17 protein-coding genes, 1 pseudogene and 3 riboswitches are annotated in these 22,255 nt (G+C 38.7%); of the genes and pseudogenes, 9 read left to right on the top strand and 9 right to left on the bottom strand.

Annotated features, from left to right (window positions below):
- Nucleotides 1-22: 22 nt before the first annotated feature.
- Complete coding sequence (locus B3P17_RS00300) at nucleotides 23-430, bottom strand: helix-turn-helix domain-containing protein (protein WP_252637903.1); 408 nt, start codon at nucleotides 428-430, stop codon at nucleotides 23-25.
- A 245-nt stretch (nucleotides 431-675) separates the two neighbouring features.
- Here B3P17_RS00300 and B3P17_RS00305 point away from each other — a divergent pair, with 245 nt between their 5' ends.
- A complete protein-coding gene (locus tag B3P17_RS00305) occupies nucleotides 676-912 on the top strand; it encodes a hypothetical protein (RefSeq protein ID WP_252637902.1) in 237 nt (78 codons plus the stop codon).
- A gap of 75 nt (nucleotides 913-987) precedes the next feature.
- Here B3P17_RS00305 and B3P17_RS00310 read toward each other — a convergent pair whose 3' ends face one another.
- From B3P17_RS00310 to pflB, 5 genes are all read right to left on the bottom strand, one after another.
- Nucleotides 988-1,440 carry a GNAT family N-acetyltransferase gene (locus tag B3P17_RS00310; RefSeq protein WP_252637901.1) on the bottom strand — a complete coding sequence of 151 codons (453 nt, stop codon included), beginning with the start codon at nucleotides 1,438-1,440 and terminating at the stop codon, nucleotides 988-990.
- 48 nt (nucleotides 1,441-1,488) lie between these two features.
- A complete protein-coding gene (nrdG, locus tag B3P17_RS00315) occupies nucleotides 1,489-2,022 on the bottom strand; it encodes an anaerobic ribonucleoside-triphosphate reductase activating protein (protein WP_252637900.1) in 534 nt (177 codons plus the stop codon).
- The gene (locus B3P17_RS00320; RefSeq protein WP_252637899.1) at nucleotides 2,015-4,222 is read right to left on the bottom strand and encodes an anaerobic ribonucleoside triphosphate reductase; all 2,208 of its coding nucleotides are present in this window, start codon (nucleotides 4,220-4,222) and stop codon (nucleotides 2,015-2,017) included. Before B3P17_RS00320 ends, nrdG begins: the two co-directional genes overlap by 8 nt.
- A 117-nt stretch (nucleotides 4,223-4,339) precedes the next feature.
- Nucleotides 4,340-4,529, bottom strand: a riboswitch (cobalamin riboswitch).
- A gap of 210 nt (nucleotides 4,530-4,739) precedes the next feature.
- Nucleotides 4,740-5,459 (bottom strand): pyruvate formate-lyase-activating protein, encoded by a 720-nt coding sequence (gene pflA / locus B3P17_RS00325; protein WP_252637898.1) that lies wholly within the window; start codon nucleotides 5,457-5,459, stop codon nucleotides 4,740-4,742.
- Between the two features lie 84 nt (nucleotides 5,460-5,543).
- Nucleotides 5,544-7,775, bottom strand: coding sequence for a formate C-acetyltransferase (pflB, locus tag B3P17_RS00330; protein WP_252637897.1), 2,232 nt, complete (start codon nucleotides 7,773-7,775; stop codon nucleotides 5,544-5,546).
- 175 nt (nucleotides 7,776-7,950) lie between these two features.
- Nucleotides 7,951-8,153: riboswitch (cobalamin riboswitch) on the bottom strand.
- Nucleotides 8,154-8,319: 166 nt separating this feature from the next.
- A riboswitch (cobalamin riboswitch) is annotated at nucleotides 8,320-8,503 on the top strand.
- A gap of 150 nt (nucleotides 8,504-8,653) precedes the next feature.
- Here pflB and B3P17_RS00335 point away from each other — a divergent pair.
- The 3 genes and pseudogenes from B3P17_RS00335 to B3P17_RS15835 all read left to right on the top strand — a co-directional run bounded on the left by B3P17_RS00335 (nucleotide 8,654) and on the right by B3P17_RS15835 (nucleotide 11,780).
- On the top strand, nucleotides 8,654-9,502 hold the full coding sequence (locus B3P17_RS00335; RefSeq protein WP_252637896.1) for a threonine/serine ThrE exporter family protein: 849 nt from the start codon (nucleotides 8,654-8,656) through the stop codon (nucleotides 9,500-9,502).
- Between the two features lie 2 nt (nucleotides 9,503-9,504).
- Entirely contained in the window at nucleotides 9,505-10,011 is a 507-nt protein-coding gene (locus B3P17_RS00340; protein ID WP_006841894.1) for a threonine/serine exporter family protein, read from the top strand.
- A gap of 30 nt (nucleotides 10,012-10,041) precedes the next feature.
- Nucleotides 10,042-11,780 (top strand): annotated as a pseudogene (locus B3P17_RS15835) (phosphoenolpyruvate carboxykinase).
- Nucleotides 11,781-11,866: 86 nt separating this feature from the next.
- On the opposite strand, the gene B3P17_RS00350 reads toward B3P17_RS15835, so the two are convergent.
- The 3 genes from B3P17_RS00350 to B3P17_RS00360 all read right to left on the bottom strand — a co-directional run bounded on the left by B3P17_RS00350 (nucleotide 11,867) and on the right by B3P17_RS00360 (nucleotide 15,606).
- Entirely contained in the window at nucleotides 11,867-13,297 is a 1,431-nt protein-coding gene (locus tag B3P17_RS00350; protein WP_252637895.1) for a TldD/PmbA family protein, read from the bottom strand.
- 1 nt (nucleotide 13,298) lies between these two features.
- Nucleotides 13,299-14,486: an MATE family efflux transporter gene (locus tag B3P17_RS00355; protein WP_291102480.1), complete on the bottom strand. Its 1,188-nt coding sequence runs from the start codon at nucleotides 14,484-14,486 to the stop codon at nucleotides 13,299-13,301.
- Nucleotides 14,487-14,832: 346 nt separating this feature from the next.
- Nucleotides 14,833-15,606 carry a DUF2334 domain-containing protein gene (locus B3P17_RS00360; protein WP_252637893.1) on the bottom strand — a complete coding sequence of 258 codons (774 nt, stop codon included), beginning with the start codon at nucleotides 15,604-15,606 and terminating at the stop codon, nucleotides 14,833-14,835.
- A gap of 238 nt (nucleotides 15,607-15,844) precedes the next feature.
- Between B3P17_RS00360 and lysS the strand changes: the two genes are divergently transcribed.
- The 5 genes from lysS to pdxA all read left to right on the top strand — a co-directional run bounded on the left by lysS (nucleotide 15,845) and on the right by pdxA (nucleotide 22,240).
- The gene (gene lysS, locus B3P17_RS00365) at nucleotides 15,845-17,572 is read left to right on the top strand and encodes a lysine--tRNA ligase (RefSeq protein ID WP_252637892.1); all 1,728 of its coding nucleotides are present in this window, start codon (nucleotides 15,845-15,847) and stop codon (nucleotides 17,570-17,572) included.
- 30 nt (nucleotides 17,573-17,602) lie between these two features.
- Nucleotides 17,603-18,601, top strand: coding sequence for an NAD(P)H-dependent glycerol-3-phosphate dehydrogenase (locus B3P17_RS00370; RefSeq protein ID WP_252637891.1), 999 nt, complete (start codon nucleotides 17,603-17,605; stop codon nucleotides 18,599-18,601).
- 9 nt (nucleotides 18,602-18,610) lie between these two features.
- On the top strand, nucleotides 18,611-19,957 hold the full coding sequence (locus B3P17_RS00375; RefSeq protein WP_291102484.1) for a glucose-6-phosphate isomerase: 1,347 nt from the start codon (nucleotides 18,611-18,613) through the stop codon (nucleotides 19,955-19,957).
- A 69-nt stretch (nucleotides 19,958-20,026) separates the two neighbouring features.
- Nucleotides 20,027-21,079 carry a 23S rRNA (adenine(2503)-C(2))-methyltransferase RlmN gene (gene rlmN, locus B3P17_RS00380; RefSeq protein WP_291102487.1) on the top strand — a complete coding sequence of 351 codons (1,053 nt, stop codon included), beginning with the start codon at nucleotides 20,027-20,029 and terminating at the stop codon, nucleotides 21,077-21,079.
- A gap of 75 nt (nucleotides 21,080-21,154) precedes the next feature.
- Nucleotides 21,155-22,240 (top strand): 4-hydroxythreonine-4-phosphate dehydrogenase PdxA, encoded by a 1,086-nt coding sequence (gene pdxA / locus B3P17_RS00385; protein WP_252637888.1) that lies wholly within the window; start codon nucleotides 21,155-21,157, stop codon nucleotides 22,238-22,240.
- Nucleotides 22,241-22,255 lie beyond the last annotated feature (15 nt).

Raw genomic sequence — 22,255 nt, forward strand, 5'->3', positions numbered from 1 at the left:
TTTTTGTGAGCCTATCAGAATTTCACCCCTTCCTCTCTTTCAATACCTCATGCAATAAAGAAATAGCCTCCTCTTTATCCTTCAACATTCTTTCGTATAAAGCGATCTTTTCATCGTAAAGCTCAACTATTTTATCTAACGGGTTAAATGTCGGGGAGTAGTTTATAGAACCTGAATTATCATAAGCATTTACAATATTGATGGAAGCTCCTTGTTCAAGCTCAGTAATAGCCTCAACAGGAATATCCAAAACCTTAGCAATCTTCTCTAAAATATCCTGTTCGAGCTTATCCTTTTTCTCATAGCTCGAAAGAGTAGCTTGTGATACTCCTATTTGCTCTGCCAGAACATCTTGATTAATGTTTCGCCATTCTCTCCAACGGCGAACGTTTGGACCATGATTGCTCTTCTTTATGCTTGTTTCTTCCATGTCTTTCTATTTGTGAATTTGTTTATATGCAAAAATAAGCATTTAGAGCAAATAATAATTTATTTGTGAGGATAATATTTTAACAGTTAGGATATTAATATATTATTTGTTTTTCTGATATCTTATTGTCTCAATTGATAGGATATAAGACGCTGTGCCCTTTACTTTGCAATTGTGAATTATACAAACTCAAATATAGCAACCCTTACAAATACAAAAGTGCAGTAAGCCTAATGCAAACATTTATGGAAAAATTAGAAAGAGGGGATATAGATCTGGAACCGATATATACATTCTTTAAAGAAGACATTTCTCCTAAAGACTTTGCTAAACTATTGGATGAATTTTTATATAACTATGTCATTCTATTCATACAGTCTCAATCTGATGCTATAATTAGCACGCATAAAGATACTCTCGAATTTATCCACTATCTAAAAACCTTACGGGATATTGCTCCTTTGTGTGATAAAAGGCAATAAAGCGATCAAATTCCAAAATATAGGTTTGAGAGTAGAACTGTTAAGGGTGCACAGCAATCCTGATAGAGAAATCTGTCAGGATTTTTTCATTTCATTTTTTAGATAAACCATGTCTATTAGTTGCTTGCCATTTTCAAATATTTGATGGTCGTAATTGTCTATGAAAAAGTTTTTTACGGTGTGTGAATATACAAAGCCAAATTTTTTGTAAAATGACAATATAGTAGGATCGTCGCCTGTACCAACCAATAATATGTCACATTTATCTTTATAGTTGTCAATTATGTATCTCATCATTAAACTCCCGTATCCTTTCCCCTGTGCTTTTTGGTAAGTTGCAATATTTTTGATTTCGAAAGTTTTCTCGTCTTCTTGAGTAACGACACAAACGGTTTTTAGATAAGTGTCGTATAACGCAAATAGTTCTCCTCTTTCTAAATATCTGTAGATCATGCTTTCCTGTTCATCGCCCAATAGCAGCAGATTCATAAACCGGTCTTTATCCTCTGTTATTTTTTCTATTTTCATTTTAGCAGAATGTTGCCATTAATAACAAGGCAATATTAATAAATAAGTTTAAGATTTTAAGATACTATTCTCATTGTAATGAGAACTTTTTAATATTGGGTATGAATCTTGGCGTTCATTCAAAGAAGCTCGTACATTTATGATTCTTTGATTGTTGCTGCCCCTGAATCGTAAATCTTCGCTTCGCAGTGCTTCAATATATTTGCCGTCTACCAAAACATCAATAAAAGGAAGAATCTGAGAAAGTCTATCCGATTTTAGAATGTCTTCATATAAAAAACCCGTATAGCACCAAATATTTTTGTTTGTTCCTCTTTTTATTCGTTGTGCAAGTTCTGTGAAACCTTCTACTTGAAACAGCGGGTCTCCACCCGAGAAAGTAACGTTTGCAAATTCATCTTCTTTTATTATCTCTAATAGCTGATCAATGGTGTGTGGTGTGCCATTTTCTATATCCCACGATTGTGGGTTGTGGCATCCCGGGCATCTGTGTGTACAACCGGCAGCGTAGATGGCTGTCCTGAATCCGGGGCCATCTACGGTAGTGTCATGTATAACGTTTAGTATCGATAGCTTATTCATGAATAATGCGGTCGTTTAGCTCTGCTAGTTTTGCGCTGTTCCATCGGTCTGTTGTCCCTACCAAATAACCTGTTATGCGTTGCAGGCGATCTATTTCGTTGCTACCGCATTTCGGGCATCGGGTGAGCTTTGTATCCGAATTTTCATAGCCGCATTTCAAACAACGATTACGGTTGTGATTGACTGATGCATACCCCATATTATATTTATCCATCATATCCACTACTGTCAATATAGCATCGGGGTTGTGTGTGGCATCACCGTCTATCTCTACATAAAAGATATGTCCTCCTCGAGTTAGGTCATGATAAGGAGCTTCTGTCTTTGCTTTCTGATGTGCGCTGCATTGGTAATATACGGGTACGTGATTGGAGTTGGTGTAATATTCACGATCGGTGATGCCCTTGATTAGCCCAAAGTCTTTTTTGTCTCGACGGGTAAAGCGTCCGGCGAGCCCTTCGGCAGGGGTTGCAAGTACACTGTAATTATGCTGATATTTTTCTGAGAATTCATTTACTCGATCTTTCATATAAGTTACTATCTCCAGTCCGAGTTTTTGAGCTTGCTCATCTTCTCCATGATGTTTACCTACAAGTGCAACAAGAGCTTCGGCAAGTCCTATAAAGCCAATGCCCAATGTGCCCTGATTAATTACCTTCTCTATCGTGTTTTCTTCTTTTACTTGCTCGCATCCTTCCCATAATACAGACATTAGTAATGGAAACTGTTTAGGTGCGGCAGTTTTCTGAAACTCGAAACGGCGATGCAATTGTAATGCGGTTAAGTCGAGTATCTGGTTTAGTTTGCTGTAGAAGCAATCTATTCTTTCTTTTTCATTTTCTATATTTCTGCATTCTAAGGCAATGCGTACAAGGTTGATGGTGGAGAAAGAGAGATTTCCCCGTCCGATAGATGTCTTCTTTCCAAAGCGATTTTCGAAAACCCGTGTGCGGCAACCCATTGTAGCCACTTCGTGTTCGAATCGGCGAGGATCGTCCGCTTTCCAATCTTCATGTTGGTTGAATGTCGCATCCAGATTCAAAAAGTTAGGGAAGAAACGGCGGGCACTTACCTTGCTTGCTAGTATATAAAGATCATAGTTTTTGTCATCCGGCAAATAGTTTACGCCTCGTTTCTTCTTCCATATCTGTATAGGGAAAATAGCCGTTACGCCACTTCCTACACCCTCGTATGTGCTGTGGAGCAATTCACGAATGATACAGCGACCCTCGGCAGAGGTGTCCGTTCCGTAATTGACAGAGCTGAATACGACCTGATTCCCTCCACGAGAATGGATTGTGTTCATGTTGTGAATAAAGGCCTCCATCGATTGATGAACTCTGCTCACTGTTCTGTTTATGGCATGCTGTATAATTCGTTTTTCCCCTGCTAAATCTTTGACCGAACAAGGGATATAATCTTCTATTTCTGTTTCGTACAAATGTTTGTATTCTATTCCTGTAACCTGTTCCAGAACTTTTATTTCTTCAATAAAGCTCTTACGTACAAATGGAGCCAAGTAAAAGTCAAAAGCAGGAATGGCCTGTCCGCCATGCATTTCATTTTGTGCTGTTTCCAGAGAGATACAACCTAGCATACTGGCTGTCTCGATGCGTTTTGCCGGACGAGATTCTCCATGCCCTGCAAAAAAGCCATTCTGTAATATCTTATCTAAAGGGTGTTGTACGCAAGTAAGGCTTTTGGTTGGATAATAATCTTTGTCGTGTATATGCAGATAGTTGAGGCGAACAGCTTCTTTTACCTCCGGCAATAATAAATAATCATCGACAAATGGTTTGGTGGTTTCGCTAGCAAACTTCATCATCATGCCGGCAGGTGTGTCGGCGTTCATGTTTGCATTTTCGCGCGTGATATCGTTTGATTTAGTATCTATAATTTCCAGAAACATGTCTCGCGTTTTTGCTTTGCGGGCAATGCTGCGTTTGTCACGATAGGCGATGTATTTTTTTGCCACCTCTTTGCGAGGGCTTTTCATCAACTCCATTTCTACCATGTCTTGTATCTGCTCTACTGTCATTTGCTCATTGCCCTGACAGGATACATAGTCTGTAATACGTCTTATTAGAATGGAGTCTTCTCCTTGTTCGGTGTGTAGCATGGCTTTACGAACTGCTGCCATGATTTTTTCCTCATTAAAACCGACGATACGTCCGTCTCTTTTTACAACTGTCTGAATCATATTCGTTATCGTTTATACTTTTATTGTATCAATTAAAATATAACTGACAGGAGCAGGGAAGTACACATACTTATTTGAAGTGAATATGTTGTATAATTCTGCTGCTTTTCTCCCGAAAGCTAGAATGTATATACGGCAGGTCTTCTGACTTATTTCGCAGTTGGTAACCTTCCCATCAGTATTCGTTGACAGTGGTGTGAGAGTCCAACTACCTTTCTGAAATTTACAGCTACGGGGATAGTTCAGGTCTTTCACCTGATTCCCTTTTCATCCGATTATATTCGGAACCGTATATGTTAACAAAGTTATATGATTTTACTTAATAAAAGACTTGATTGGATATTTTATTTAAGTGTTTTCTGATTTAAGTTTTCTCTATTTGTTGTTAATTGGCTTTTTATGAGTTTGTTGTAGTTTTATTATTGTTGAAAAATTTTCTAAAAATAAAATTTTATATTCCTATTGATGATCTTTTTTTGTTTTTGTAAAGAAAAATGTTTTATGAATAATATATATATCAGACCTTAAGTCCATAACTTCGGAAAATATTTTCAGCCTTCTCTATTTCCGACTGTTCGGGAGGTGCAATATCTTTAAACTTGTAGTCTTCGCCTAACTGCTCCCATTTATGTAATCCCATTTGATGAAAAGGCAAAATATCTACTCGTTGTACATTTTTATATCCAGAAACCTGTTTTGCCCAGTCATTCAGGTCTTTTTCATCGTCGGTGAAGCCCGGAACGAACACATATCTTAGCCAAACAGGTTTCTCAATTTCAGTGAGATACTGCATGAAGCGAAGTGTTGGCTCTAGTGGTTTTGCTGTGAGGTTTTTATATTTATCAGGATTGATATGTTTAATATCTAGCAGTACAAGATCTGTGTACTCTAAAACTTCCTTTACCTTATCATTTAATATATATCCTGATGTGTCTATAGCTGTATGTAAACCTTCATTCTTGCACATCTTAAATAGTTCGATAATAAACTGAGGTTGTAGCAGGGGTTCTCCTCCCGAAATGGTTATACCCCCATTGCGTATGAAGTTTTTTACCTTCTTTACTTCTTCGAAAGCCTCTTCCGGAATCAGTTCGTACTCCTTATCGTTCATATTCCATGTGTCTGGGTTATGGCAATAGAGGCAACGAAGAGGGCAGCCCTGCATAAAAAATACAAACCTTATACCCGGGCCGTCTTTAGTTCCAAAAGACTCGAAAGAATGAATTAAACCTTTCATAATTGATTTTCTTCCTAATAAGAGAAGATATTGCCCCAAAATTTAAAACACTTTTGGGGCAACCATATATGTATTAATGGGGTATCAGAATGATGTAGTAATCGTTCTGTTTATCACATCTAATTGCTGCTCTTTTGTAAGTTTTACGAAATTAACAGCATAACCTGATACACGTATTGTCAACTGAGGATATTTTTCAGGATGTTCCATCGCATCGATAAGCAGATTCCTGTCAAATACATTAACGTTGAGATGGTGACCTGTTTGTAAGAAGTAACCATCAAGAAGTCCGCTGAGGTTTTGAGCTTCTTCTTTTCTGTTTTTACCCAATGTGTTTGGCGTAATAGCGAAAGTATATGATATGCCGTCATTTGCATGAGCAAACGGAAGCTTCGCTACAGATGAAAGTGATGCTACAGCTCCTCTGGTATCACGCCCATGCATAGGGTTGGCTCCCGGAGCAAAAGGTGTTCCTCCACGTCGTCCGTCAGGGGTGTTTCCTGTTTTCTTTCCGTAAACAACGTTTGAAGTGATGGTTAACACTGATTGTGTAGGTATAGCATCTTTATACATCTTACGTTTACGGATTTTGCTCATGAACTTTTCTACTATTTCCACAGCAAACCTGTCGGTCTTGTCGTCGTTGTTTCCAAACGGAACGTAATCTTTTTCTATAATATAGTCGACTGCGTCACCTTCTTCATTTCTTACGATGCGTACTTTTCCATACTTGATAGCAGCAAAAGAGTCAGCGATAATGGATAACCCCGAAACCCCGAATGCTTGTGTCCGAACGATATCAACATCATGCAAAGCCATTTCTAAAGCTTCGTATGAATATTTATCGTGCATATAATGGATGATATTTAATGCTTTTACGTAAGTTTCGGCAACCCAATCCAAGGTGCGGTCAAATTTTTCCCAAACTTCTTCAAAGTCAAGATACTCTCCTGATACCTTTTCTACCCAGTGTTTTGGTAATACTTGCGCTTTAGTTATTTCGTCTTTACCTCCATTTATCGTATATAGCAATGCTTTAGGCAAGTTCGCTCTTGCACCGAAGAATTGCATCTGATGTCCTATTCGCATCGGTGATACACAACATGCTATGCCGTAATCATCGCCTAGTTGAGGGCGCATCAGGTCGTCATTCTCGTACTGAAGTGATGAAGTATCGATAGAAACCTTGGCGCAATAATGCTTCCAGCTTTCGGGTAAACGGTCGCTCCATAATATTGTTAGATTAGGTTCGGGTGCAGGCCCTAGGTTGTATAGTGTATGAAGCATACGGTAGCTATTTTTCGTAACCATCGACTTTCCGTTGTTTGTCATACCTCCGATCGATTCGGTTACCCATACCGGATCTCCCGAAAATAGTTCATTGTATTCATTAGTGCGAAGGAAACGGACAATACGTAGCTTCATCACAAAATGATCGATAAGCTCTTGTGCGTCTATTTCGGTTATTAAGCCTGCCTGCAAATCTCTTTCAATATAGATATCGAGGAAAGTGGTTACACGTCCGAGGCTCATTGCTGCACCGTTTTGGTCTTTGATAGCTCCCAGGTATCCAAAGTATGTCCATTGGATAGCTTCTTGGGCTGTATTCGCCGGTTGAGAAATGTCAAACCCGTACGAAGCAGCCATACGTTTCAAGGCTAGTAATGCTTCTATTTGCGAACTTAGCTCTTCCCGAAGACGAATCAGATCGTCTGTCATTACAATTGGGTCACATTCTTGGAAACGTTTTTCTCGTTCCGATATTAATCGATCTACACCGTAAAGAGCTACTCTGCGATAATCGCCGATAATACGTCCACGTCCGTAAGCATCGGGTAGGCCGGTTAACAATCCGTTACTTCTGGCTCTGCGGATGCTGTCGGTATAAGCTGCGAATACTCCTTCGTTGTGTGTGCGTCTGTATTTTGAGAATATTTCTTCTGTTCCTTTGTCGAGTTTATAACCATATTCGGCCAAACTCTGTTTCACCATACGGAGACCTCCGTTAGGGAATATTGCTCTTTTTAGCGGTTTGTCTGTTTGAACTCCTACAATTTTTTCCAGCTCTTGGTCTATATATCCGGGTCCATAAGCATCAATTTGAGAAGGTATTCGAGTCTCGGCATCATATATGCCTTTCTCTTTTTCTTCAATAAACATTGTGCTTAACTTTTCCCAAAGCTTGATTGTTGCCTCAGTAGGGTTTTGTAGAAAAGATTCGTCCCCTGTGTATTCTTTATAGTTTTGGAGTATAAAATCATTTACATTGATTTCCTCTTGCCACCGTGTGCCTTTAAAGTTTTTATATGCTTCCATTTAGTTATAAAATAAATTTCTAAGTACTCAATTTTCAGAGCTTACGTGGAATAGAATAAGAAATAAATACAGACGTATTTAAATAAATGTAACAGAATAAAAATAAAATAGAGGAGGCTTTTCCCTTTATGAAAAAGGTCCCATCCTAAATCTTCAGCTTTATTCCTCGAAAGCTTCAAACTATATGGTCTTGGCAGGTCTTCTGACTTACTTTATCTTTGAGCATCCTTCCCATTCAGTGTAAGAACAGTGGATAGAGTATTGTTCAAAGTCTTTGGAGGAGCTTACAGCAGCGGGTCTGTCCAGGATTTTCACCTGATTCCCTTTTCATCATTTTCTATGGATATAGTAAATGACACCAAAACCTGTGACAAAGTTATATGTTTTTAAGCATAAAAATAAACATTTAATGTGAAAATGCTTATTGATTGAGACTCTTCTCTTTTTGTTTTCTTTTATATCTTTTTGTATAGGAAAAAATAAAAAAGATGTGCTATTTATTATTTTTTCCTATACCTTTGCCTCCCGAAAGTTCTTTATCATTATTCTTCAACCGCTAAGGTGCCTCAGATATTGAGGAGAATAGGGAATCAGGTGAAAGTCCTGAGCTGTCGCGCAACTGTAGTCACCGCGAAAGTTTCTATTTAAAATCCACTGTTTCGTGCAGAGATGGGAAGGAAAATAGAAATGGTGAAAGCCAGGATACCTGCCTTAAATCGGATTGACAATGCTTCGCGATAAAAGTGTTATGTCTAATAATTTCATTCATCCCTCTTGTCGGAGGAGATGTTATTATCCAGGTGTGTTCTTATTGCAGCATTGAGAAGTTCAAAAGAGCTTTTTACATTTATGTTTAATCGTAAAAAGTTTAGAAAGAAATGCGCGCAAACGTTCTTGATTATTCGCATGTTGATGATCGATGTGCAGATGTAGAAGACACAGACACACGTTCAGACAAAGAGTTGTCGTTGAAGGAATTTGTAGACATCATATTGGAGGTCAGTACCCTCTTGCTTGAATCGGGAGCCCACTGTGAAAGAATTAATAGGAATGTACAACGTATAGCACAGAAGACAAACTATAAAGTAGAAATGCTGATATCATTTACTGCTGTATCGGTATCAGTAACCAATATGGATAATGAGGAAAACATAGTAACAGCCAATAAAAAGATAATACATCATGGGGTACACTTTGGAATACTCACCAATACCAGTTTGCTGACATGGGAACTTGCCGAAGATCGGATTTCTTTGCAGGAGTTGCACCAGCGTATAAAAAGATTGAAAGATACCTCTCGTTATTCTGTTTGGCTTGTTCGTCTGTTTATTGGAATAGCTTGCGGATCGTTATGTCTGCTTGCCGGGGGGAATTTAATAGATGGGGCTTTTGCTTTTGTAGCCTCATTCGTGGGGCTTGCGGTGCGTCAGGAGATGATTAAAAGAAAGTTTAACCTGATGGTTATTGTAATCTGTTCAGCGTTTGTGACAACAACCATATCAGGATTGAATATCTTGTCGGGATTTGGTTATTTGCCTCAAACATCTATTGCTACTTCTGTATTATTCCTTATTCCGGGAGTTCCTCTGATAAATAGTATAATCGATTTGCTTGAAGGGTATATCCCTACAGGTATTGCCCGTGGAGCATTCGGTGGATTTATTCTCTTATGTATCGCTGTAGGTATGTTTATTAGTATGACAATAATAGGAATAAATAACTTTTGATTATGCTAATAGATATATTGAAAGACGCTCTTCTTAGTTTTTTTGTTGCTATAGGTTTTGCACTATTGTTCGAAACGCCAAAGAAGGGATTGTTGGTTGCCGGTTTGCTGGGAGGGCTGGGGCATGCTATTCGCTTTACGTTGTTGTATTTTGGTTTTGGCTTGATCTCCGCTACGTTGAGTGGGACTGTTGTGATAGGGCTTTTGGGTATCTATTGTGCTCATAAAATACATACTCCTCCGGTTGTATTTACATTGCCGGCTTGTATAACGATGATACCGGGTTTGTATGCCTACAAGACGATGCTGGGATGTATAAGAATATACGAAGAGGGAACGACGGGTGCAAAAACAGCATTCTTATTACACGACACGGTTTACAATTTTATATTGACATCTTCTTTACTCTTTTGTCTGGCAATCGGTATATGTATTGCCGCATTATTGTTTCGGAAAAAGAGTGTAAAGAAAATAAAGAAGATAAAAGATTTAGGGATAAAAATATTTTGATACTAATATATTAACTAATTAATAACAAAGATGCTGCAAGAATTTACATTAAACAGGGGTCGTGCTATCATCAATTTCTCTTTGAAGTATTGTGATAACAGGCAGAAAATTTTAAGTAGTTACGCGTTTCATCGGGTGGTTGAATCCTTTATTTTCAGAATAAAGAAAGATAACCAGATTATTTACGATTATTTTATTAAAGATTTCAAAACTGATGAAGAGCTCACCTTGTCTTTGATAGAGGTTATGAAGCTTTTGACTGTATGTGAAATAGATGAGCTTTTGGTAGTAAATAATAAATTTGCTCCATTCTTTAAGGATAAAGGCTTGTTTATAGAACTTATAGAAATGCTCTATAACTATTGGAGAAGGCTGGAAAGGGTTACTGTTGTTCATAACAATCGCATGGGTGATGGTCTTCAAAATGTGCGCTTTGTGCAAGCAAACCAACTTCTTAATGAGTTGATTCTATCTATCTACAGACGTACAGAAGAAACTGTAATGGGATACAGTCATAGCGTATACCGTCAGACTATCGCAGGGGCGAATGCGGGCTTGATGCTTAACGATATGCAATGGAATTGCCCGATAGAGTATAAGGGGCTTGCATCTATACCATTTATAGGAACAGTAGTTATTAATCCTCCTTATATTTCATATACAAAGAAGAATACAAGAGATGGTATTTTTCAGGAACATCAAACAAATCCTTTGGCTAATTTGATTCTGAATGAGGATGAGTGGTTTCTGTATCCTGCAAAAGTTGGTAACTTATTAGCTTTTGTCTATTTCCATAAAGATTTTATGTGTCATGGTTTAGGTCTTGCTAACTTGTTTGAGTTGGCTAAAGGCAATGATTATGTAGGAAAGAAACCTGATTTGATTTACGTATTTGGATACCCTGACGGCTATGAAGAAAAACGTACTTTCTATCATAAGGATAAGAAGAATGATATATTGATTGGTTATGCTAATTATTGCGATGATATCGACTATTTTGGCTATATGAAGAAGATGCTTCTTACGCTGCATAATATCAAGCAAATGGAAAGAGGCAATCTGCCTATTCATGGGGCTATGGTAAATATTGCTCTGAAGAATGGTAAAGAAGCAAATATTATCATAATGGGTGATAGTGGAGCCGGTAAATCTGAAAGTCTTGAAGCTTTCCGCACGCTCAACGAAAAATATATACGTCACATGCGTGTAATATTCGATGATATGGGATATTTGCAATTTGAAGCAGACGGACAGATAAAAGGATATGGTACTGAAATAGGAGCCTTTGTCCGTACCGATGACTTAGATCCTGCTTATGCTTTTGCGCAGCTGGATAGAGGTATCTACACTAACCCCGATAGAATAAATGCACGAGTAACGATTCCGATATCTACTTATGAGGTTATATCGAGAGGGTATACGATTGACTATATGCTATATGCTAATAACTATGCCGAATCGGAAACAAAGATCAGTTTCTTTGAGGATGTCGATAAAGCAATAGAGGTTTTTGAAGACGGAGCAAGAAAGGCAAAAGGAACAACAACCGAGAAAGGGCTTGTTAAGTCTTATTTTGCAAATCCTTTTGGTCCTGTGCAAGAAAGAGATNNAGAGATAAAGCCGAAAAGCTTGTACGTAAATTCTTCTTGGCTTTAGACGAAAGTGATGCAAAAATAGGAGAGATGCATACTTCTTTGGCGATTGATGGTAAAAGCAAAGAAGGCCCACGTGAAGCGGCAGAAGAGCTTTTCAGTATTATCAATGAGTAATTTGCAATAGTTGATATTTAAAATAAAACAGGATCGATTTCTCAGAGAATTATCGATCCTGTTTTTTATGCTGTAAATTTCTGATATTATTCTCCGCCTACAGTTAGCTTGCGTACTAAAACCGAAGGTAGCCCCTGTCCTACAGGCACACTCTGTCCGTCCTTTCCACAAGTCCATGTGCCTTCATCTATTTTCAGATTATTGCCCACCATTGTAATGTCGGTGAGTACCTTGGCTCCATTGCCGATGATGTTTATATCTTTTATAGGTTGAGTAAGTTTTCCGTTCTCAATCAGATAGCCTGTTTTCACGAAAAAGGTGAAATCTCCTGCTCCGATTTGTACCTGTCCATTGGTGAAATTATCTACATATACGCCTTGTTTTACCGACGCTATAATGTCAGCTTCGGGAATACTTCCGTTTTCCATATATGTTACCCGCATACGAGGTAGGGGAGCATAGCGGAACGATTGTCTCCGTCCATTCCCTGTTGGTAATACATTGTAATGCTTGGCACTTATTCGGTCGTGGAGATAGCTTTCCAAAACTCCATTTTTCACAATATACGTTTTTTGGGTTTCCACTCCTTCATCATCAAAATTGATTGTGCCTCGGGCATTGTCTATGGTGCCGTCATCCACAACATTTATGTCGGATGAACAGATTTTTTTCCCAAGTTGATCGGAAAATATAGAGATATTCTTTCTGTTAAAATCCGCTTCGAATGTATGGCCTATCGCTTCATGTAATAAGATTCCCGAACTTCCTGCACCCATCACTACAGGCATCTCACCGCCTTTGGGTTTTATGGCTTCAAACATCAGAGAGGTTTGTGCAACGGCTTCTTTTGCTAAAGTCTCTATCAGATCATTGTTTAAATACTCAAAACCTTTTCGGTAGGCACGTGAAGCATATCCGTTTTCTATCTTGCCGCCCTGTTCCATTGTACAAGATCCAGACATAAGGCTCATTGGGCGATAATCCCATGTAAGAATCCCTTCTGAGTTAAAGAATAGAATGTAAGACGTAGAATCGTTCAGGCTTACAGAGGCTTTGATGACTCGAGTGTCTAAGTCGAAAATTCGATCATTCAATTTTTGAACAAATGACTTTTTATCGGCTACAGAGACATTGAGCCAATGCCTTTCTATTTTATAGTGATTTCTGAAATGCTTTTCTTTTATCTCTATCGGAGTTGTTCCTTTTGACGGAATAGAGGCTATTCCTGCTGCTGTTTTTGCAGCTTTCAGAAGCTCTGCTATTTGGGTATTCTCTACATAAGCATACCCTGTCTGATCTCCTGAAACAACCCGGATGCCTACGCCGAAATCTATATTCGAGGCAGCACGATTCACTTCCCCATCACGGAGTGATATGCTATTGCTGAAAGTGTGCTCAAAAAATATGTCGGCATAGTCACCTCCTTTACCAAGAGCCTCGTTTATTACCTTAAGCAGGTCATTCTCCGTTATGGAGAAATGCTGTAGGATATTTTCTTTGTTCAAATGATCTATCATATTATAATCTCTCTGCGGATTCTATTTTCTTAAATTTATTTATCTGCCATATAAACAAGGTTGCAGTTACTAAAGTTGCCGAAAAGTCAGCCGTTGGCAATGAATACCATACTCCGTTTACTCCGAAAAATTGCGGTAATATAAACAGGGCTGGCAATAATAATAGGAATTGACGGGTAAGACTCAATAGAATTGATTTTCCTGCCATACCTATACATTGGAAAAAGTTTGTAACCACAATCTGGAATCCGACTAGTGGTAANNGAGGTAACATAATTGTTACAATCCGTAAGGCTTTTGCTGTTTCGGCAGCGAGAGGAGGTGACGGATTGAACGGTTTAACTATCATGTCCGGCAACAGCATCCCTATGGCTAAACCTATACAGCCGATAGCCACACCGACTTTTATTGTATAAAACAAGGTTTCTTTAACTCTCTGTATTCTTTTGGCTCCATAATTATATCCTACAATAGGCTGCATTCCCTGAGTAAGCCCGACCATAATCATTACGATGATCATTATCAAAGTATTTGCTATGGCATAAGCTTCGATAGCAATGTTTCCTCCGTAGGTTTTCAGATTGTTATTGATAAAGAATACGACGATAGACGCTGCAACTTGTATGAAAAACGGAGACATACCTATGCTTGCCACCGCCCATACTATTTTTTTGTTTAAGCCAATATGCTTTCTACGCAAACGCAACATGCTATTTTTGTTCATGAAGTGGTACATGACAAAACATAGCCCGATAAACATCGAAATGATGGTAGCTATCGCAGCACCTTTTATTCCCCATTCGAACCAGAAAATGAAAATTGGAGCTATTATAATGTTGGCTATAACGCCGATCAGCATCGTATACATTGCTTTCTGGGGATAGCCCGAAGCACGCATCATGCTGTTGAAATTGAAGCACATGGTCAGAAATATATTACCGGGCAGGTAATAAAGTAAGAATTCTTTCGCATACGGAAATGTTTCTTTTGTGGCTCCAATTCTTAATAATATAGGATCGAGAAAAATAAATAACGTAGTAACAAGTACTCCAGTGAATAAAAGAGTCATAAGGAACGAGTTTCCTATTATCTTTTCTGCTGTTTCTTTATCACCACTACCCAAGCATATTGAAATACGGCTGGCTGAACCTGCACCTACAAGCATACCCACTGCGGCGGTAAGGTTCATTATCGGCAAAACAATACCAAGCCCGNNATACCAACCCCGCCAATAGCATGGTCTCCCAGATTAGGCCCGTGTCCGATGTAAATACGGTCAATAATATTATACAAGGCATTCACCATAGTTCCTACTATGGCCGGCAATGCGTACTGCCAAAGAAGTTTACTTATTTTTTTGTTTTGTAATTCATCAATGTTAGCTGTTTTTGACATCTAAAAAGCATTTAACTGTTAAGGAGTGATTCCTCCCATCTTTTGAGCGTGCAAAGGTACAAAAAACACTGCCATCGGCATTGTTTTTTACATAATTAAGTATTTAACTTTGTTAATTTGAGGTTAAGCCTATCTAGCGTTTATTTGCCTTTTATTGTTTCTAGAAATTCTGAGGGGGTAACGAACTTTATATTCTCCGATTCTAAAAACTCTACTATTTTTACAAAGTTTTTCCATTGGTTTTCGTTCCAACTATTTGGATGCCCCTGTAGGTAGAAATAGTTTAAATTTTTCGATTTTTCACGATAAGCTTTAAGGAATTCATCATAATTCGGATTATGTACAGGGTATTCCATATCTAGGGTATTGGGCAATACATATCCTTTGTAGTAGACCGGAGACACAGGGCTGCCTAATGTCATTTTAATTTGAGGCAATTGAGCCAAAGCCTTGTCGGTGTTCGTGTTTGTGCTACTCCAGTGAGGTCCCCATACCTGAAGCTGAAGTCCGAGTTTTGCTTTTGCAAGACTGTCAGTCAAATGCAGAGCTTTGAGCTGTTGCTCGTAAGTGCCTTCAAATTCGCCTATTGTATCGCCTTTGGTACGGTTGTAATAACCATGATTCCAAAACTCGATGAAACCTCTTTCTGCACGATCGGTAATCCACTTGAAGTAAGCCGGATTGTCTTCGGCAAGAGAAAATCCAATTATACCAAAACCTGCTTTTATCTTTTTGTTTTCTATATAATCTGCGACACGTTGCCAGCGAGGGGAAACAACTCCTTCTGTGCCTCCTGCAGTTACATCATCTAGCTTTAAAATGACAATTTTACGGTTTTGAGAAAATGCAGTATTTGTCAATGATATGGCACAGAACAATAGAAGCAGAGAAAATAACATCTTTTTGTTGTACATTGTTTCAGGTTTATATGTGTAAAAATTAGAAAGAATAAAGAAACAAAATATAATTTTCTTTTCCTGTGTTTTGTCTCTTGATTTTTATATCCTTGTTAAATTTTGAATCGGAATGTGTTGTCTCTCAAATTTAAGTGAAAAATAAGATGTTTGTTTTCCATTATATTTCTTAACTTTGCGGGGTTATTCGTGTGCGAAAATATTATTAAAATAATAAAAATCTGAGGATAGATTAATAATGAATATATTGGAATTAAGCGAACAGGAGATAATTCGCAGACAAAGTTTAGATGAACTAAGAGCTTTGGGAATAGAACCCTATCCGGCTGCATTGTATGAGGTAAATGCATATTCGAAAGAGATCAAAGATAGCTTTCAGGATGATGCGGATAAGCGTTATGTGTCTTTAGCGGGACGTATAATGGGGCGTCGTATTATGGGTAAAGCTTCCTTTATGGAATTGCAAGACTCGGAAGGACGTATACAGGTTTATATTTCTCGAGATGATCTTTGTCCGGATGAAAATAAAGAGCTTTATAACACTGTCTTCAAGAAATTGCTCGATATTGGCGATTTCGTTGGTGTTAAAGGTTTTGTTTTTCGCACTCAGATGGGCGAAATATCCGTACATGCCGAAGAATTAACGGTTTTGGGGAAATCGCTTCGTCCTCTTCCTGTCGTAAAAGTAAAAGATGGTGTTACCTATGATGGTTTCACCGATCCTGAGCAACGTTATCGTCAACGCTATGTTGATTTGGTTGTTAACGACAACGTTAAAGATGTATTCCTTAAAAGAACAAAAGTGTTCAACTCTATGCGTGAATTCCTTAACGGACATGGATATATAGAAGTTGATACTCCTGTGCTGCAAAGCATTCCCGGAGGAGCTACAGCTCGTCCTTTCATCACGCATCATAATGCATTGGATATTCCTTTATATCTGCGTATTGCAAACGAATTGTATCTGAAACGCCTTATTGTAGGTGGGTTTGATGGAGTATATGAGTTTTCTCGTAATTTCCGCAACGAAGGTATGGATCGTACGCATAATCCGGAATTTACAGTAATGGAATTCTATGCCGCCTATAAGGATTATAATTGGATGATGGACTTCACAGAGAAAATGCTGGAGAAGATCTGTACAGATGTTCATGGCACAACTAAGGTGAAGATGGGCGATAAGGAGATAGACTATAAGGCTCCGTATCCTCGTGTAACGATGATTGACTCTATCAAACATTTTACAGGTTTTGACATTAGTGGCATGGATGAAGATCAGCTACGTGATGTTTGTAAGCAATTAGATATAGAGCAAGACACAACTATGGGCAAAGGAAAGCTGATAGATGCTATCTTTGGAGAGAAGTGTGAAGGAAACTATATACAACCTACATTTATAATAGACTATCCGGTAGAGATGTCTCCGCTTACAAAGAAGCATCGCAATAATCCCGAGCTAACAGAGCGTTTCGAACTGATGGTGAATGGTAAGGAATTGGCGAATGCATATTCTGAGCTGAATGATCCGATCGATCAGCGTGCTCGTTTCGAAGATCAGCTCAAATTGTCTGAAAAAGGAGACGATGAGGCGATGTTCATCGATCAGGATTTCTTGCGTGCTTTAGAGTACGGTATGCCTCCTACAAGTGGCATCGGTATCGGTATGGATCGTCTGGTTATGTTTATGACGGGTCAGGAAAGCATACAAGAAGTGATGTTCTTCCCTCAGATGCGTCCCGAGAAAGCACCAAAGAAAGATACTGTATCAAAATATAAAGAATTAGGAATAGCTGAAGATCTTGTCCCTGTACTACAAAAAGCAGGATATTTTACTGTCGAAAGCATGAAGGATGTCAATTCACAGAAGATAAGACAAGATATAGGCGAAGTCAATAAAAAATATAAACTCGATTTAGCACTACCTTCTGTGGACGAAGTAGAAGGATGGGTGAAAAAGCTTAGCTAATCCCTTTGTGTCTAATTAAAGTATGAATGAATGAGTTTTCCCGGTAAAATAACAATATTTGGAGGTGGTACATGGGCTACAGCTTTGGCCAAAATTATGCTTAATCACGAAAAGCATATAAACTGGTACATGCGCCGTCCTGAACAAATAGAGGATTTTAAGAAAACAGGACATAATCCTTCTTATCTTTCAAATGTTGAGTTCAATCTGGATAGAATTACATTTTATTCGGATATTACACAAGCAGTGGAAGATTCGGATACAATAGTTCTTGCTGTACCTTCTCCTTTCTTGAAAAGTCATCTTGAAAAGTTGAATACAAGTTTGGCGAATAAATTTATTATTTCAGCGATAAAAGGTATCGTCCCTCCGGAAAATTTGCTTGTGACAGATTATCTGGAGCAATACTATAATGTGTCGCCTCAAAATATGGCGATTGTTGGCGGGCCTTGTCATGCCGAGGAAATAGCTTTGGAACGATTGACTTACCCTACTATCGCTTGTGCCGATATCCAGAAGGCAAATGCGATTGCTCAAGTCTTCAATAATAGATTTGTGCGGGCTTCTGTGTCGAATGACGTTGCGGGAATTGAACTTGCCGCAGTACTGAAGAATGTATATGCGATTGCGTCAGGAATTTGCCACGGTCTGAAGTATGGCGATAATTTTCAGGCGGTATTGGTTTCCAATGCTATATCAGAGATGGAGCGCTTTGTTGATATCGTTTCTCCTATCGAAAGAAGGATACAGGATTCTGCTTATTTAGGAGATCTCCTTGTGACTTGTTATTCTAGTTTTAGCCGCAATCGTACCTTTGGTGCAATGATTGGCAAGGGCTATTCGGTAAAAGCTGCTCAGGTGGAGATGGAAATGATAGCGGAAGGTTACTATGGCACAAAGTGTGTAAGAGAGATCAATGAAAAATATAATGTGGATATTCCTGTTGCAGATATGGTTTATCGTATATTGTATGAAAATTCTCCGGCACATCTGGAAGTGAAAATATTAAGAGAACAGATACTAAAATAAAGAAACAATATGGATAAGGTTATCAAATTAGACATTAGCAAAACATTAGGCTTTATAAGCCAGGCTGATATCAACGGTCAGGCAGCTCTTGCTAAAAAATGCAATGAGGCTCTTCACGATGGATCAGGCAAAGGAAATGATTTTCTAGGCTGGCTCAATTTGCCATCTTCTATTACAGATGCAGAATTGAAAGATATTGAAGATACAGCAGCTGCATTGAAATCCAAATGTGAAGTGATCGTATTGGTGGGTATCGGTGGTAGCTATCTTGGATCAAGAGCGGTTATCGATTCTTTATCAAATGCATTTGATTGGTTACAGAAAGATCGTAAAAATCTTGTTATTTTGTATGCAGGAAATAATATAGGTGAAGATTACCTTGTTGAGCTTTTAGCCTACCTGAAAGGTAAATCTTTTGGAATTATCAATATTTCCAAATCGGGAACAACAACAGAGCCTGCTTTGGCTTTCCGTATTCTTAAGGCTGAATTGGAAAAAGCTGTAGGCAAAGAAGAAGCTAAGAATCGTATTGTTGCGATCACCGATGCGGCTCGTGGAGCTTTGTATACATTGGCAACAAAAGAAGGTTACAAGAAATATGTAATTCCTGACAATGTCGGAGGACGTTACTCTGTATTGACTCCGGTAGGGTTACTTCCAATTGCGTTGGCTGGTATCGATATTCGTCAGTTAGTGGCGGGTGCGGTTTATATGGAAAAAGAAACAGCTCCAAGTGTGTCATTTGAGAAAAATATCGCTGAAATATATGCAGTTACTCGCAATGAGTTGTATAAAAAAGGCAAAAAAATAGAAATCCTTGCCAACTTCAATCCTAAATTGCACTACATCGCAGAATGGTGGAAGCAACTTTACGGAGAAAGTGAAGGCAAAGAAAATAAAGGGATATTCAATGCTGCGGTAGACTTTACTGCCGACCTTCACTCGATGGGTCAATGGATTCAGGAAGGTGAGCGTTCTATTTTCGAAACTGTTGTTTCTGTGGCTCAGCCAAACGAAACACTGACAGTGCCGACTGATGAAGAGAATCTTGATGGGTTGAACTTCCTTGCAGGTAAAAGAATAGACTTCGTAAACAAGATGGCAGAGTTGGGTACTCAGATTGCTCACGTTGACGGAGGTGTTCCGAATATAAAAATAGAGTTGCCTAAACTGGATGAATATAGTATCGGACAGTTACTTTATTTTTTCGAAAAAGCATGTGGTATAAGCGGTTATATTCTTGGCGTAAATCCATTCGATCAGCCGGGAGTAGAGGCGTATAAGAAGAATATGTTTGCTCTTCTCGACAAACCGGGTTTTGAAAAGGAAAGTGAAGCAATTAAGAAAAGATTATAAAATAAGCTGTTAGCCGATAGCCTTTAGCAACTTGCTAAGGGCTGTTTGCTAAAAGCTAAATACTAGAATATGGAAAATAAAAAACACTTGCTGGGTATGACTATGGAAGATTTCTATGGTGTAGTAGGTGAGTGTGGTTTACCCAGATTCTCTGCCAAACAAATAGCAGACTGGGTTTACAAGAAAAGAATAACATCTGTCGATGAAATGACGAATCTCTCTGTGGCAAACAGAGCTTTGTTGTCAGAGAAATATGATATAGGGCGGTATAACCCTCTCGAATTTCAGCAATCTATAGATGGTACGGTAAAATATTTGTTCAAAACGGAAAAAGAAAAGCTGATAGAAGCCGTTATGATACCCGAGGACGATCGGGCAACGCTTTGTGTGTCTTCTCAGGTTGGTTGTAAAATGAATTGCTTGTTTTGCATGACCGGAAAACAAGGGTTTAATGGAAATCTAACAGCAAACGAGATATTGAATCAGCTCTATTCTGTTCGCGAGGCAGAGAGCTTGACGAATGTGGTTTTTATGGGAATGGGTGAGCCCTTGGATAATTATGAAGAACTGAAAAAGACACTCGAGATAATGACTGCTGATTATGGAATGGCGTGGAGTCCGAAGCGTATAACGGTTTCTACAACAGGTGTAACACCCAAATTGAAACGTTTTTTGGACGAGAGTAATGCCCATCTGGCTATCAGTATACATAGTCCTGAAAAAGAACAAAGATTATCAATAATGCCTGCCGAAAAGGCATTTCCTATCACAGGGGTAATGGATCTATTGCGGCAATACGATTGGACAAAACAGAGACGATTGTCTTTCGAATATATAATGTTTGACAACTTCAACGATTCTTTAATTCATGCAAAAGAGTTGGCGCAGATGCTTAGGGGGATCGAATATAGGGTAAACCTTATTCGCTTTCATGCGATACCTAACGTCGACTTGAAAACTTCTACTAAAGAGAAAATGGAGGCATTCCGCGATTATTTGACTAAAAAAGGTGTAACCAGCACGATTCGTGCATCTCGTGGAGAAGATATTTTTGCGGCCTGTGGTATGTTGTCGACAATGAAAGGAGATGCTTTAAGTGCTCCTAAAAAGAATTTAGAATAATCTATCAGGCAAAAGAAAGAAATGACCCTCGTGTAGTCTTCCTCTATGGAAGTTGAGAGGACTAAATATAAAGCTATGATTAAAGTAGGAATAACACAAGGTGATATAAACGGAATAGGCTATGAGGTTATATTAAAGACCTTCGCAGATATCCGTATGGCTGAAATCTGTATTCCCGTAATATACGGATCAGCCAAAGTTGCCGCTTATCATCGTAAGGCGATGGAGTTGCAGACAGTTGCTTTCAATCAGATAAGTGATGTAAAAGACGCTGTTGTAAACAAGGTTAATATCATCAATTGTATCAATGAAGATACTAAAGTAGAGCTAGGTCAAGCGACTCCTGTTGCAGGTGAAGCTGCATATCAATCGCTCGAAAGAGCTGTTGCCGACCTCAGGGATGGTGCAATAGATGTTCTTGTAACAGCTCCTATTAATAAGCATAACATTCAACGAGAAGACTTTAAATTCCCGGGACACACAGAATATCTGGAAGAGCGTTTTGGGAAAGATCAGGATAAAAGTTTAATGATTCTGGTAAAAGACTCTCTTCGGATAGCTCTTGTTACCGGACATATCCCATTGTCGGAAGTTCCTAATACATTGACAAAGGAAAAGATAGTGGAGACAGCTACTCGCTTCGAACGGAGTCTAAAAAGAGACTTTAGAGTAGGGCGGCCTCGTATTGCTGTTTTGTCACTGAATCCTCATGCCGGAGAAAATGGATTGTTAGGAAATGAAGAAAACGAGATTATAATTCCTGCTTTGAATGAGTTGCAAGATAAAAAGATACTTTGCTTTGGTCCATATCCGGCTGATGGATTTTTTGGTTCGGGCGATTATACTCATTTTGATGGTATATTGGCTATGTACCACGATCAGGGATTAGCTCCATTCAAAACACTAGCGATGGAAGACGGCGTTAATTTTACTGCCGGTCTGTCTATTGTGCGCACATCACCTGCTCATGGTACTGCATACAGTATTGCAGGGCAAAATAAAGCTTCAGAAGAGTCGTTCCGCCAGGCAATATATATGGCTATTGATACTTATGGCAATCGTATAGAATATGATAAAGCTTATGCTAATCCACTGAGGAAGTTATATGTGGATAAAGGCGGTGATGATAGTGTTGACCTGATAAAAGAAGCAGAAGAATAGTATATTTACCTCTTA

Source organism: Dysgonomonas sp. UBA7630 (assembly GCF_002483985.1).
Classification (GTDB): domain Bacteria; phylum Bacteroidota; class Bacteroidia; order Bacteroidales; family Dysgonomonadaceae; genus Dysgonomonas.